Origin of the sequence: Pragia fontium (genome assembly GCF_900638655.1) — a bacterium.
Taxonomy (GTDB): domain Bacteria; phylum Pseudomonadota; class Gammaproteobacteria; order Enterobacterales; family Enterobacteriaceae; genus Pragia; species Pragia fontium.
The window spans coordinates 2,991,415-3,005,486 of record NZ_LR134531.1 but is presented as its reverse complement, the minus strand read 5'-3'; the positions used below and the strand labels follow the sequence as shown (position 1 = coordinate 3,005,486).

Annotated in this window: 16 protein-coding genes; 14 read left to right on the top strand and 2 right to left on the bottom strand. The window is 45.9% G+C overall.

What is annotated here, in order from left to right; all coding sequences use genetic code 11:
* Window positions 1-15: 15 nt before the first annotated feature.
* From glrR to glnB, 3 genes are all read left to right on the top strand, one after another.
* Window positions 16-1,353 carry a two-component system response regulator GlrR gene (gene glrR / locus EL341_RS13060; RefSeq protein ID WP_047781732.1) on the top strand — a complete coding sequence of 446 codons (1,338 nt, stop codon included), beginning with the start codon at window positions 16-18 and terminating at the stop codon, window positions 1,351-1,353.
* Between the two features lie 75 nt (window positions 1,354-1,428).
* On the top strand, window positions 1,429-3,048 hold the full coding sequence (locus EL341_RS13055) for an NAD+ synthase (RefSeq protein WP_047781731.1): 1,620 nt from the start codon (window positions 1,429-1,431) through the stop codon (window positions 3,046-3,048).
* Window positions 3,049-3,060: 12 nt separating this feature from the next.
* Window positions 3,061-3,399 carry a nitrogen regulatory protein P-II gene (gene glnB / locus EL341_RS13050; RefSeq protein ID WP_047781730.1) on the top strand — a complete coding sequence of 113 codons (339 nt, stop codon included), beginning with the start codon at window positions 3,061-3,063 and terminating at the stop codon, window positions 3,397-3,399.
* A 240-nt stretch (window positions 3,400-3,639) separates the two neighbouring features.
* On the opposite strand, the gene EL341_RS13045 is transcribed toward glnB, so the two are convergent.
* Entirely contained in the window at window positions 3,640-4,179 is a 540-nt protein-coding gene (locus EL341_RS13045; RefSeq protein WP_047781729.1) for a DUF2058 domain-containing protein, read from the bottom strand.
* Between the two features lie 364 nt (window positions 4,180-4,543).
* On the opposite strand from EL341_RS13045, the gene glyA reads away from it, so the two are divergent.
* The 5 genes from glyA to EL341_RS13020 all read left to right on the top strand — a co-directional run bounded on the left by glyA (window position 4,544) and on the right by EL341_RS13020 (window position 8,774).
* Window positions 4,544-5,797 carry a serine hydroxymethyltransferase gene (gene glyA / locus EL341_RS13040; protein WP_074823456.1) on the top strand — a complete coding sequence of 418 codons (1,254 nt, stop codon included), beginning with the start codon at window positions 4,544-4,546 and terminating at the stop codon, window positions 5,795-5,797.
* 152 nt (window positions 5,798-5,949) lie between these two features.
* On the top strand, window positions 5,950-6,324 hold the full coding sequence (locus EL341_RS13035; protein WP_047781727.1) for a rhodanese-like domain-containing protein: 375 nt from the start codon (window positions 5,950-5,952) through the stop codon (window positions 6,322-6,324).
* Window positions 6,325-6,344: 20 nt separating this feature from the next.
* Entirely contained in the window at window positions 6,345-6,980 is a 636-nt protein-coding gene (locus EL341_RS13030) for a DUF1007 family protein (protein WP_047781726.1), read from the top strand.
* Window positions 6,981-6,991: 11 nt separating this feature from the next.
* Window positions 6,992-7,990 carry a nickel/cobalt transporter gene (locus EL341_RS13025; protein ID WP_232036561.1) on the top strand — a complete coding sequence of 333 codons (999 nt, stop codon included), beginning with the start codon at window positions 6,992-6,994 and terminating at the stop codon, window positions 7,988-7,990.
* A 25-nt stretch (window positions 7,991-8,015) separates the two neighbouring features.
* Entirely contained in the window at window positions 8,016-8,774 is a 759-nt protein-coding gene (locus EL341_RS13020; protein WP_074823445.1) for a glycerophosphodiester phosphodiesterase family protein, read from the top strand.
* Window positions 8,775-8,910: 136 nt separating this feature from the next.
* Here the strand turns inward: EL341_RS13020 and suhB are convergent, their stop codons facing one another.
* Window positions 8,911-9,714: an inositol-1-monophosphatase gene (suhB, locus tag EL341_RS13015; protein WP_047781723.1), complete on the bottom strand. Its 804-nt coding sequence runs from the start codon at window positions 9,712-9,714 to the stop codon at window positions 8,911-8,913.
* Window positions 9,715-9,883: 169 nt separating this feature from the next.
* Here suhB and trmJ point away from each other — a divergent pair, with 169 nt between their 5' ends.
* The 6 genes from trmJ to hscB all read left to right on the top strand — a co-directional run bounded on the left by trmJ (window position 9,884) and on the right by hscB (window position 14,064).
* Window positions 9,884-10,660: a tRNA (cytosine(32)/uridine(32)-2'-O)-methyltransferase TrmJ gene (trmJ, locus tag EL341_RS13010; protein WP_074823440.1), complete on the top strand. Its 777-nt coding sequence runs from the start codon at window positions 9,884-9,886 to the stop codon at window positions 10,658-10,660.
* Window positions 10,661-10,863: 203 nt separating this feature from the next.
* Window positions 10,864-11,367: a Fe-S cluster assembly transcriptional regulator IscR gene (iscR, locus tag EL341_RS13005; RefSeq protein WP_047781721.1), complete on the top strand. Its 504-nt coding sequence runs from the start codon at window positions 10,864-10,866 to the stop codon at window positions 11,365-11,367.
* A gap of 47 nt (window positions 11,368-11,414) precedes the next feature.
* Window positions 11,415-12,629 (top strand): IscS subfamily cysteine desulfurase, encoded by a 1,215-nt coding sequence (locus tag EL341_RS13000; protein WP_114986952.1) that lies wholly within the window; start codon window positions 11,415-11,417, stop codon window positions 12,627-12,629.
* Window positions 12,630-12,683: 54 nt separating this feature from the next.
* A complete protein-coding gene (gene iscU / locus EL341_RS12995; RefSeq protein ID WP_047781719.1) occupies window positions 12,684-13,070 on the top strand; it encodes a Fe-S cluster assembly scaffold IscU in 387 nt (128 codons plus the stop codon).
* 25 nt (window positions 13,071-13,095) lie between these two features.
* Window positions 13,096-13,419 (top strand): iron-sulfur cluster assembly protein IscA, encoded by a 324-nt coding sequence (gene iscA / locus EL341_RS12990; protein WP_047781718.1) that lies wholly within the window; start codon window positions 13,096-13,098, stop codon window positions 13,417-13,419.
* 126 nt (window positions 13,420-13,545) lie between these two features.
* Window positions 13,546-14,064 (top strand): co-chaperone HscB, encoded by a 519-nt coding sequence (hscB, locus tag EL341_RS12985; RefSeq protein WP_074823437.1) that lies wholly within the window; start codon window positions 13,546-13,548, stop codon window positions 14,062-14,064.
* Window positions 14,065-14,072 lie beyond the last annotated feature (8 nt).

Genomic DNA, 14,072 nt, shown 5'->3' with positions numbered 1-14,072 from the left:
AGGAGTTTTGGGGATATGACACAGCGTAAGCCTGCCAACCTATTGCTGGTTGATGACGACCCCAGCTTATTAAAGCTGCTGGGCATGCGTTTAACCAGCGAAGGCTTCAATGTCACAACCGCCGAAAGTGGTCAGGAAGCATTGCGTCGTTTGGGGCGTGGGCAAATCGATCTGGTGATTAGCGATTTGCGCATGGACGAAATGGACGGCATGGCGCTGTTTAATGAAATTCAAAAGCATCAGCCAGGTATGCCGGTCATTATCCTCACTGCTCATGGTTCTATCCCGGATGCCGTTGCGGCAACTCAGCAAGGGGTCTTTAGCTTTTTGACTAAACCTGTCGATCGCGATGCGTTATACAAAGCGATTGATGAGGCGCTGGCGATGAAAATTCCTGCCGGAGATGAAAGTTGGCGGGAAGATATTGTGACGCGCAGTCCTATTATGCTGCGTTTGCTTGAACAAGCAAAAATGGTGGCACAGTCCGACGTTAGCGTGTTAATTAATGGTTTGAGCGGTACCGGTAAAGAAGTTCTGGCTAAAGCCATACATAGCGCCAGTCCTCGAGCGAATAAGCCTTTTATTGCCATTAACTGCGGTGCATTACCGGAGCAATTGCTGGAATCAGAGCTATTCGGTCATGCTAAAGGCGCTTTTACCGGCGCAGTCAGTAGCCGGGATGGTTTGTTTCAGGCGGCCACCGGGGGCACGCTGTTTCTGGATGAAATCGGTGATATGCCGCTGCCTTTACAGGTAAAACTGTTGCGCGTATTACAAGAGCGTAAAGTTCGTCCTCTGGGCAGCAATCGCGATTTGGATATCGATGTCCGCATTATTTCTGCTACGCACCGTGATTTACCTAAAGCGATGGCTAAAGGGGAGTTTCGCGAAGACCTTTACTACCGTTTAAACGTGGTAACCCTCAAAATACCGGCGTTAAATGAGCGTGCTGAGGATATCCCTTTATTAGCCGATTATTTATTACGTGAGTCCGCTAAACGCCATAAGCCGTTTGTCCGTAGTTTTTCAACCGATGCCATGAAACGTTTAATGACCGCTAGCTGGCCAGGTAATGTTCGGCAGTTGGTTAACGTGATTGAACAGTGTGTGGCGTTAACCAGCACGCCGGTTATCAACGAAGCTTTGGTACAGCAGGCGCTGGAAGGGGAAAATACGGCACTGCCAACGTTTGCCGAAGCGCGTAATCAGTTTGAGTTGGTTTACTTACGCAAACTGTTACAGATGACCAAAGGAAACGTGACTCACGCAGCCCGTATGGCCGGTAGAAACAGAACCGAATTCTATAAGCTCTTATCGCGTCATGAATTAGATGCGAATGATTTTAAAGAGTAAGGTTTTCTTTTTTAATTCAGGCGACAGTCATTTATACTGCCGCCTACTTAACCTGATAGCGAACAGTGAATTGATATGAGCAGAGCTCTCTCTATCGCATTAGCGCAGTTAAATTGGTTGGTTGGTGATATTGAAGGTAACACTAACCGCATGTTACAGACCGTCAGCGAGCAGCAGCAGGCTGGCGCTGATTTGGTGATGTTTTCTGAATTGGCATTGACCGGATATCCACCGGAAGATTTACTTTACCGTGATGATCTCTATCAGCGCTGCGATCAACAGTTAGCCCGATTGCAGGCTGCCTCTACTGATGTTGCTATCATTGTTGGTCACCCATGGCGGGAAAACGGTCATATATACAATGCACTGTCGATGTTTTGGCAGGGCAGTTTGGTCACGCGTTACTTCAAACAACAGCTACCAAATTACGGTGTATTTGATGAAAAACGTTATTTTACTGCCGACGATAAAAGCTGCTTTGTTGAGTTCAAAGGCTATCGCCTGGGTTTACTGATTTGTGAAGACCTGTGGTTTAATGGCCCGGTTGATGCGTTGAAAGCGGCTAACGTCGATATGATTCTGTCGATTAATGCCTCACCGTATAACCGTGAAAAGCCTTATATTCGTAATCAACTGTTATCAGAACATTGCCATCGTACCCATTTACCTCTGGTGTATCTCAATCAGATTGGTGGGCAGGATGAGTTGATCTTTGATGGTTGTTCCAAAGTATTCGATGCAACGGGCAACATGACGCATAAGCTGGCTGCTTTTAGTGAGCAAACGCAGCAGGTTAAGTTTACCGACGATAAAATCGAAGCGATGGCGTTGCCAGAGCAACGTTCAGATCTTTCCTTAATCTATGATGCTTTAGTGTTAGCTGTACGAGATTATGTCAGCAAAAATGGTTTTAAAGGCGCTATTCTTGGGCTCTCTGGCGGTATTGATTCAGCACTGACGTTAGCTATTGCGGTTGATGCTTTAGGCAAAGATAAAGTTCAGGCGGTGATGATGCCATTCCGCTACACCGCGGAAATCAGTATCGAAGATGCGCGGGAAGAAGCGGAGATATTAGGCGTTGAGTTTGACGTAGTCTCTATTGAACCTATTTTTGATGCCTTTATGGCGCAGCTAGCGCCGATGTTTACTAATACCAAACGAGATACCACTGAAGAGAATCTACAGGCGCGCTGTCGCGGTGTGATTCTGATGGGGTTATCGAATAAACGCGGCAGTCTGGTATTAACCACCGGTAACAAAAGTGAAATTGCCGTAGGGTATTCGACGCTCTATGGTGATATGGCGGGTGGGTTTGATGTTTTAAAAGATGTACCAAAAACGCTCGTGTTTAAACTGTCGTCATATCGTAATACTCGTTCGTACGTTATTCCTCAGCGAGTGATTGACCGCCCACCTTCAGCTGAGCTGGCACCGGATCAGAAAGATGAAGACAGCCTGCCGCCATATCCGGTTTTGGATAAGATCCTTGACGGTTATGTTGAGCATGATATGTCTGTTGAGCAACTGGTGGCTGAAGGTTTTGATGAAGCGATTGTTCGTAAGGTTATCCGCTTGGTTGATATTAACGAATATAAGCGTCGGCAGTCTCCGGTAGGTCCGCGGATCACTGCTCGGAACTTTGGTAAGGATCGGCGCTATCCGATCACATCTGGCTTTGGCCGTAAAAATTGGTAAGGGTTAACGTTTATGAAAAAAATTGATGCGATCATTAAGCCGTTTAAACTGGATGATGTCCGTGAAGCGTTAGCCGAAGTCGGTATTACCGGCATGACGGTGACTGAAGTCAAAGGTTTTGGCCGTCAGAAAGGCCATACCGAACTGTATCGCGGTGCAGAGTATATGGTCGACTTCCTGCCAAAGGTGAAAATCGAGATCGTGGTAGCGGATGATATTGTGGATACCTGCGTAGAAACGATCATGAATACCGCCCAAACCGGCAAGATCGGTGACGGTAAGATTTTTGTCTTTGATGTGGCAAGAGTAGTGCGTATTCGTACCGGTGAGCAAGACGAAGGGGCGATTTAGGTTCTTTTGTTGATATTCCGGGGGTATTGGCATACCTCCGGAATAGATGATATTTACCTTTTCTTCTACGCTTTCTTTATCTCTGGTTTTAACGCTTTTTCGATGGCCTCTTTCAGCGCTCGGTACTCCAGGCTCAAATCAGCAAACATCTGTATGTTGGATGAACTCTAAAAGCGGATAGTACGTTTTACAGGGATACGGACAAAAAGCCCCCAAGGGGCTTTCTATACATAATCACCATTACCACATCAAATCATCAGGCACTTGAAAATCGGCATACGGATCTTCTTCATCCTGTTCTTCCTGACTAAGCGCACTATTTAATACAATACTGTTCGCATCTCGCTGCGCAATTTTATCCGCTACGCTCGCGGGGATAATGGCGTATGTACTCTCGCTACTGTTATCAATAACTAAACGTGCAATGGCGAGACGACCACTAATCAGCTGAGCTTGAGTAATCTTATCCACAGTTATTTTTTTAATTACATTATTATCTGTGAAGTTAAAACCAATATCGCCTTTTGAAATGTCGATTCTGTTCATTTCAATCAGCTGTTTCACCTGAGCTTTATATTCTTTAGATAAAGCCTCTTGTTTTTGTTGTTCGCTTAGCTGTTTATCACGCTCAAGCTGTGCTTTTTTATTTTCTTCCACAGCTTCTCTTGCCTCACGGGCTTGAACTCGTGATTTTTTAGCCGTTCTTTGAACTTTGGCCATTTTTTTGTTGGTTACTAATCCAGCTTTTAGCATCTGCTCTTGTAAGGTGAGTTTTGTCATCTTCGTTTCTAAACCAGTTGAATAATTTGTGGGATTATACCTGTAATTTTTGAGGCTGTACCAGATTGCAGGACTTATCACGGTGTGGTTTGAGTTTAGGGGCTACCGAAGTCATGCGGCATTTATTGACCGGACACAAATAGTAGCATCAAGTTATCAACGGATATTGTTATAACACCGCCAGAATTTCTGGCGGTGTTATAAAGGTAAAATGCCTATTTCATCTTTTTATAATGAATGGCAAACGTTTGCGTAAAAACCTTTATTTGGGTCTATTTAACAAGATGAAAACATATTACACTGAGGTCACGTTGTATTGAGTTTCACCTTATACCAGTTGATTAGCTTATTTCAGGAGATGCAGATGTTAAAGCGAGACATGAACATTGCCGATTATGACGCCGAACTGTGGCAGGCCATACAAAAAGAAGATGTTCGTCAGGAAGAGCATATTGAGTTGATTGCATCAGAGAACTATACCAGTCCACGTGTAATGCAGGCTCAAGGTACCCAATTAACTAATAAGTATGCAGAAGGGTATCCGGGTAAGCGTTATTATGGCGGCTGTGAGTATGTCGATATTGTTGAGCAGCTAGCCATTGACCGTGCTAAAGCGTTGTTTGGCGCCGATTATGCCAACGTACAACCTCATTCAGGTTCTCAGGCCAACTCTGCCGTTTATATGGCGTTATTAAATCCGGGCGATACTGTACTGGGAATGAATCTGGCTCACGGTGGTCACTTGACTCATGGCTCTCCAGTAAACTTCTCCGGTAAGTTATACAACATCGTGCCTTACGGTATTGATGAAAGCGGCCAAATTGATTATGAAGACTTAGCCCGTCAGGCTGAAACCCATAAACCAAAAATGATTATCGGTGGTTTCTCCGCCTATTCTGGCATCGTTGACTGGGCTAAAATGCGTGAGATTGCCGATCGTATCGGTGCGTATTTCTTTGTTGATATGGCCCACGTTGCTGGTTTAATCGCTGCTGGCGTTTATCCTAACCCGGTTCCTCATGCTCACGTCGTGACGACAACCACTCATAAAACTCTGGCTGGCCCTCGCGGTGGTTTGATTTTGGCAAGCGGTGGTGATGAAGAGCTGTATAAGAAGCTGAACTCAGCGGTATTCCCTGGTGGTCAGGGCGGTCCGTTAATGCACGTGATTGCAGCAAAAGCCGTAGCGTTAAAAGAGGCGATGGAGCCTGAGTTTAAATCCTACCAGCAGCAGGTTGCTAAGAATGCTAAAGCCATGGTAGAAGTCTTTAAATCTCGCGGATATAAGATTGTTTCCGGCGGCACTGACAACCACCTGATGCTATTGGATCTGGTTGATAAAGATATTACCGGTAAAGATGCGGATGCTGCACTGGGCCGTGCGAACATTACCGTGAACAAAAACAGCGTACCAAACGACCCGAGAAGCCCGTTTGTTACTTCCGGCGTACGTATTGGTACTCCAGCCGTCACCCGCCGTGGCTTTAAAGAAGCCGAAGTTCGCGAACTGGCAGGCTGGATTTGTGATGTGCTGGATAACATCAACGATGAAGCGACGATCGCCGGTGTGAAAGCGAAAGTACTGGATATTTGTAAGCGCTATCCGGTTTACGCGTAGTTTTTCAGTTGTTGTTAACAATAAACCACCGTCTGGTACGGTGGTTTATTGCATATTATGGTATGGCCTATATGCTTTAGGTTGCGAATTTCCCCTCGTTTAATTATGTTGAGGCGATTCACCATTCAGATACATCCAAATAGGAGGATAGTGTGAAGAAACATAATCCAGGCTTCGAACAACTGTGTGAAGCAGCCCGCAAGAATGTTCATGAAGTCAGTATCCAACAGGTTAAAGAGATGATGGATAATGGTTCCATTCCATTAGTCATTGATGTGCGTGAAGAGAGTGAGTTTGCCAAAGATCACCTGCCAGAGGCGAAGCACATAGGTCGGGGTGTTCTGGAAAGAGATATTGAAACCCATGTCCCGGATAAAAAAACGCCGATGGTATTATACTGTGGTGGTGGCTATCGCTCAGCGTTGGCGGCGGAAAGCATTCAGAAAATGGGTTATACCGCTGTACTTTCCATGGATGGCGGATACCGTTCCTGGAACGAAGCTAACTTTCCATTAGTTAAAAAATAATTTCTAGTAACCGAATTATCATGACGTTAACCTGCCGAACAATATTGATTGTTATGTGCCTGATAAGTCCATTGGCCGGGGCACATCCGCATAGTTTTATCGATCTGGATGCCAGTCTGGTGATTGAAAATAAGTCGCTGACAGGCATTAAAATGATCTGGGAAATGGATGAGCTAACCTCGGCTGAATTGCTGCTGGATGCTTCGATGGCAAAGGACAATCCCAACGTTTGGCAAAGTATGGCGGACGAACTGATAGAGAACACGCGTAATCAGCTCTATTTCACTGAAGTTCGCGCCAACGGTAGGTTGGTTGAATTTGCTGAAAAGACTAACAATTATTCTCTGCATCGGCACGGTAATAAAGCGGTGCTTACCTTTGTATTACCGATGGCTAAGCCCATTCCGCTGGCAAAAAATGCGGTTGTCATTTCAACCTATGAACAAAGTTACTATGTCGATATGCGTTACCCTTCCGAGAAATCAATTCATTTGCCAACCAATGTGGCTGAAATATGCAGCATCAAGTTAAATACCCCTAAACCCAGCTCATCTCTGCTGGACTATGCGCGTTCGTTAGATAAGAACAACTCACCGGGTGAGGATATGATGTTAGGCAGCAAGTTTGCGCAAACTATAACGTTAACATGCCAGTAATGGGGTCATTTATGCAGTCGGAAAAACGCGGGTGGCGCTATTTTTGGCCTTTCTATCTCAGCGTTGTGGTTTTACTACTGATTGCCGCAGTGGTTTATGTCAAATGGCCTGACTTCCTGTTGCAAAGCTCCGTTTGGCAAAAAGAGTTGCATCAGCAACTGGTTAATTTATTACAGCAGGTCAAACAACATCCGTTGGAAAGTGGCGGTATGTTGATGTTATTCAGCTTTATTTATGGCGTGTTGCATTCTGCCGGTCCGGGACACGGAAAAGTGATTATTGCGGCTTATTTGGCAACGCATCCTCTGAAGGTGAGAGCTAGCCTGATGCTGACGCTGGCGGCATCGTTGGTACAAGGGCTGGTGGCTATTTTGTTGGTCAGTTCAGTGTTATCCGTGTTTCAGCTTTCGACTCGTTCAATACACCAGAGTAGCTTTTGGATGGAGAAGGGAAGCTATCTGCTGATTGTGCTGGTCGGCATCATCTTATGTTATCGAGCGGTTAGAAAACTGCTGACGATAGTCAAAACCAGTCGGAAAAAGCCCACAATACAGATTAAGTCGTTAACGCCGTTGCCAGCCGATCATGTTCATAGCGACAGCTGTGGCTGTGGTCATCGGCATTTACCGACGGACAGTGAACTTTCCGCTTCCGGTAGTTGGAAAACCAATCTGGCGATTATTGTTTCTATCGGTATACGTCCCTGTTCTGGAGCAATACTGGTATTATTGTTTTCTAAAGTCATCGATATCTATAGCTGGGGTATGGTTGCTGCGATGGTGATGGCATTGGGAACTGCGACTACAATATCGCTGTTGGCTCTGTTTGTGCTTTCTGCCAGACGACTGGCAGAAAAGCTGCTTTCAGCGGCTAATTATCCTATTTGGAGTCGAGTAGGATTATCTTCCCTCTCGTTAATGGGGGGCGTGTTGTTGATTCTATTTGGTCTGATTCTCTACTATGCTGCGACACCGGCCGCTTCTGGCGGATTACGCTTTATGGCGGGGTAATCTGCTGTAACCTTAGGAATACTCGATGAAAACTCTTTATGCCCATCGGGGCATGTCATCCTTAGCACCGGAAAATACGCTATCGGCCTTTAAATTATGCGTCGATCATCAGGTTCACTGGTTTGAGTGTGATATTGATATCCTGCATGACGGCACCATCGTGGTTTCTCATGATTCAACCTTGGATCGTTGTACCGATCGCTCGGGTTCATTGTTTGAACTTAAGCGACAAGCGTTGGATTCCATCGATGCCGGTAGTTGGTTCAGCGATGAATTTATTGGTGAGCGAATTCCTACGTTGGACCAACTGATTGATCTGATGAATCAATATCGTTTGAACGCCAATATTGAGATTAAGTCCTGCGATTCAAACGCCGATGCAGCCCGCGACCTTCTATCTGGTTTGGATAAGGCTCTGGAAGGGTTAGATAGTCAGGTTGAATATATTATTTCCAGCTTTAACCCGATGTTATTAGCGGAGTTTAAAAAGATTCGGCCACAAGCACGGGTAGCCTGTCTGTTTGAAACCCATACCTTAAACGATGACTGGCATGTGATTATGCAGTGGGTAGGTGCTGAATTTATCCACCCGCAGAATCAGGGCTTAACCCGTGAACAGGTGCAGATGTTTAAAGCGCACGGCTATAAAGTTAACGTTTGGACGGTGAATGCCAAAGATCGGGCCAACCAGCTATTTAACTGGGGCGTTGATGGGATCTTTACTGATGTGGCTCAGAGTTTTCCCAAAGGGCGGCGGATGGTTGGTAAAGGTGGGGCAAAATAATTTGTCTGGTTGATATTTCAGAGGAAAAATTACGCACGGAGAGCGGCTAAAAAACGTGTCTAACGGGGAAGGATATTGCCAGCAGCTTGATTTCTATCGGGTAATATATCAATTATATTACCCGATAGTATTAAGATTAACGTTTTAACGCATCACTTAAGTCATCACGAATCGTTGACAGCAGCGCTTTCACTACTCGTGGGTTACCTGCAACAATGTTGCCGGAAACGTATGAGTTATGACCACCGACGAAATCGGTAACGATACCACCTGATTCACGCACCAGTAGTTCACCGGCAGCAAAATCCCACGGCTTCAGGCCAATCTCAAAGAAGCCATCAACGCGGCCAGCTGCAACATAGGCTAAATCCAATGCGGCAGAACCGGTACGACGGAAATCAGCGCACTGGGTAAACAGTTTACCGACCAGATTGATATAGGTCGTCGAGTGTTGCTTAAGCTTGAATGGGAAACCTGTAGCCAGAATGGTGCCTGACAGATCTTTGGCATTGGTGCCGCGCAAGCGATAGCCATTTAACTGCGCACCTTGACCACGGGTCGCGGTAAACAGTTCATTGCGCATTGGATCGTAAACCACAGCAACTTCAGTACGGCCTTTGATGCGTACAGCAATAGAGACACTGAAGTGAGGAAAACGTTTTAGGAAGTTGGTGGTGCCATCTAGTGGATCGATAACCCATTGTACATCTTGGTCTTCCCCGACGATTTCACCGCGTTCTTCGCTGATGATGGTGTGTTGAGGATATGCCTTGCGGATCACATCAATAATTAAATGTTCAGCTTCACGATCGACGTTAGTCACAAAATCGTTATCGCCTTTTTGGCTTGCTTCAACGGCGTCAGGTGTTTCATAAAACTTGGCGATCAGATTGCCAGCCTTACGCGCAGCGCGTACGGCGATGTTCAGCATAGGATGCATGAGTATCTTCCACTAAATGTTAAAGAACGAGAGAAATATAAAGCGGGACGCAGTATACCAGATAATCGCTTATGATAGCTACGAAGAAATAATAAACCTTTGCGACACTCTCTCTTTGGCTGTGTTACCATTCTGACCTACAATTTTTAGCACACAGAATTTTGTTCCTATGTCAGAGCTTATATCCGAGAAAGTTGGGTTAGATAACGTCCGTATTGTGTTGGTTGAAACATCCCATACCGGCAATATGGGATCGACGGCCAGAGCCATGAAAACCATGGGGCTGACCAATTTGTATTTGGTCAATCCGTTGGTGAAACCAGACTCGCAGGCGATCGCATTGGCAGCAGGTGCCAGCGACATTATTGGTCATGCCTCTATTGTTGATACCCTCGATGAGGCTTTGGTTGGATGCCGTCTGGTGATTGGTACCAGCGCTCGTTCCCGTACTTTACAGTGGCCGATGCTGGAGCCGCGTGAGTGTGGCGTGAAGATGACGCAAGAAGCACAGCAGGCGCCGGTTGCATTAGTATTTGGCCGTGAGCGAGTTGGCCTGACCAATGATGAACTGCAAAAGTGTCACTATCACGTCGCGATTCCTGCTAATCCGGATTACAGTTCATTAAATCTGGCAATGGCGGTACAAATTCTGGCTTATGAAATCCGCGTGGCGTGGCTCGACCGACAGGTAGAAAGTCAACCTGTGCCGGAGCTTGCTGAGCCGGAGCAGGCTTATCCGTTAGCGGAAGATCTGGAGCGTTTTTATCAGCATCTGCAAACGGTATTGCTCAATATTGGCTTTATCCGCGCAGCTCATCCAGGGCAGGTTATGAATAAGCTACGCCGCTTAATTAACCGCGCTCGCCCGGAAAGTCAGGAATTAAATATTCTGCGGGGCATTTTAAGCGCTATAGAAAATCCCGATATAAGAAATAGGGATAAATAATCCTCTATTAACGCCTTTTCAATTGTTACAATTCGCGCGACAATAGTCGCGCCTCAGCGTTGATGGTATTAGGCTAATCGTCGTTTTTCCGTCGTTTTAGCGAGCGGAATAATACTTGACTAAATTACTCAACTAAATAGTTGACTGAAATAGTTGGGAATGCCAAACTATCTGCATCTTCAGTAAATAGATAGGCATTAACAATGAGACTGACATCTAAAGGTCGTTATGCGGTAACCGCCATGTTGGACGTGGCTTTGCATTCACAAGAAGGACCGGTTCCCTTAGCTGATATTTCAGAACGTCAGGGGATTTCTTTGTCTTATCTTGAGCAACTATTTTCCCGTTTGCGCAAGAATGGTTTAGTCAGCAGCGTTCGTGGCCCCGGCGGCGGATATCTGTTGGGTAAGGATGCCGGTGATATTGCGGTGGGTTCAGTGATCAGTGCTGTCGATGAATCAGTCGATGCGACCCGTTGTATGGGGAGTGGTGGATGCCAAGGCGGAACCCGTTGTTTGACTCACACTTTATGGCACGATCTTAGCGAAAGAATCAGCAGTTTTCTCAATGAAATCACGCTGGCTGAGCTGGTGAAAAATCAAGACATACTCGAAGTAGCCGACCGTCAAAATAACGAGACTCAAGGTACGGTTACCAATACTCATCGCATGTTCGATGAGGCAAAAAAGATCAATCTGCGCGCGTAATCCGCAGTGATGATTGCATTTTTTAGAAGTGGTGTACGGAGCAAAGCATGAAATTACCTATCTATCTGGACTATTCAGCAACAACACCGGTCGATCCGCGTGTGGCTGAGAAAATGATGCAGTATTTAACCTCCGATGGCATTTTCGGTAACCCGGCCTCTCGTTCGCACCGTTTTGGGTGGCAGGCGGAAGAAGCGGTTGATATTGCCCGTAACCAGATTGCTGAATTAGTCGGTGCCGATCCACGTGAGATCGTCTTTACTTCTGGCGCAACAGAAGCGGATAACTTGGCGATTAAAGGTGCCGCTAACTTTTACCAAAAGAAAGGCAAGCACATTATTACCAGCAAGACCGAGCATAAAGCGGTGCTGGATACCTGTCGTCAGTTAGAGCGCGAAGGCTACGAAGTCACTTATCTGTCACCGCAATCTAACGGCATTATTGATTTAGGCGAGCTTGAAGCCGCCATGCGTGATGATACCTGTGTGGTTTCTATCATGCATGTGAATAACGAAATTGGCGTGGTACAGGATATTGCTACCATTGGTGAAATGTGCCGTAGCCGCGGTATTATTTTCCACGTCGATGCCACTCAAAGCGTTGGTAAACTGCCGATTGATTTGTCGCAGCTTAAAGTGGATTTAATGTCTTTCTCCGGCCATAAAATTTATGGACCGAAAGGTATCGGTGGACTGTACGTTCGCCGTAAACCTCGTATCAGAATTGAAGCTCAAATGCACGGTGGTGGTCATGAGCGCGGTATGCGTTCAGGCACTTTGCCAGTGCACCAAATCGCCGGTATGGGTGAAGCCTATCGTATTGCCAAAGAAGAGATGAATTCTGAAATGACTCGTATTCGGGCATTACGGGATCGCCTGTGGAATGGTCTAAAAGATATCGAAGAAGTTCATCTGAATGGCTGTCTGGAGCAGGGCGTTGCCAGCATTCTCAACATTAGTTTTAACTATGTTGAAGGTGAATCTTTAATGATGGCACTGAAAGACTTGGCTGTTTCTTCAGGTTCAGCCTGTACTTCTGCAAGTCTTGAACCTTCTTATGTATTACGTGCTCTGGGCATGAGTGATGAATTGGCGCATAGCTCGATTCGTTTCTCTCTGGGTCGTTTTACTACCGAAGAGGAAATTGACTACACCATCGATTTGGTTCGTAAATCGATTGGTCGACTGCGTGAATTATCTCCTCTGTGGGATATGTATAAGCAGGGTGTGGATATCAGCACCATTGAGTGGTCTCATCATTAATTGATTTGATATTGCGCCATATTTGATGGCGCAGTGACAAGCAGGAGTAATATCATGGCTTACAGCGAAAAAGTTATTGAACATTATGAGAATCCTCGTAATGTCGGGTCGTTTGATAATGAAGACCCAAGCATTGGCAGCGGTATGGTGGGTGCACCAGCGTGTGGCGATGTGATGAAGTTGCAGATAAAAGTCAACGATCAAGGTATTATTGAAGACGCCCGTTTTAAAACTTACGGTTGCGGCTCGGCTATTGCATCCAGTTCACTGGTGACCGAGTGGGTTAAAGGTAAGTCTTTAGATCAGGCAGAAGCGATTAAAAATACTGAAATTGCAGAAGAACTGGCGCTACCGCCGGTTAAAATTCACTGCTCTATTCTGGCCGAAGATGCGATTAAAGCTGCTATTGCGGATTACAAAAGTAAACATAGCGGCAAATAAGAAATAAAACGATTGAGGTTTGGTTATGGCGATTACCATGAGCGATAGTGCTGCGAAGCGTGTTCAGACTTTTTTAACCAACAGGGGTAAAGGTTTAGGCCTGCGTCTGGGAGTAAGAACGTCAGGATGCTCTGGAATGGCGTACGTTCTTGAGTTTGTCGACGACCTGCACGATGAAGATACCGTGTTCGAAGACAAAGGCGTAAAGGTTATCGTTGATGCCAAAAGTCTGGTTTATTTAGACGGCACCGAACTGGATTTTGTTAAAGAAGGTCTGAACGAAGGGTTTAAGTTTAATAACCCGAATGTTTCCAGTGAATGTGGTTGTGGCGAAAGTTTTAACGTCTAGTCGCTTTCGTAGCCTGATTTTTATCATTTAGATACAGCATTCGAAACTTTGACTTTGCATAAACGCTCCCTTGCTTATGATGTTGGTAAGGGAGCTTTCGCCTAACGATTATCACCAGAGCACGTCATGGACTATTTCACACTATTTAACCTGCCAGTCCACTTTAATGTGGATACCTCAACACTCTCCTCCCGTTATCAGGAATTACAGCGTCAGTACCATCCGGATCGTTATGCCACCGCCGCGGAAAGCGAGCGCCTTAAATCAGTACAGCAGGCAGCAACGATTAACGACGCATATCAAACATTGAAAGATCCTCTGCGTCGTGCAGAATACCTGCTGTCGTTGCATGACATCGATGTGCGTAATGAACAACAAACCATGCGCGATACTGCTTTTTTGATGGAACAGCTGGAACTGCGTGAGGAGTTGGACGCTATCGAGCGCAAGCCTGACGCGGAATCTGTACTGTCTGCCTTTAGCCAACGAGTAGAAAAAATGACCCGGCAGCGCAGTGAGCAGTTAATTCAACAATTAGATAGCCAGAACTGGCAGACAGCGGCTGATACAGTCCGTAAACTGCGCTTTCTGGATAAGCTTCAACAGCAGATCGAACAGCTGGAAGAAAAGCTGCTCGACGCTTGACGGAAACT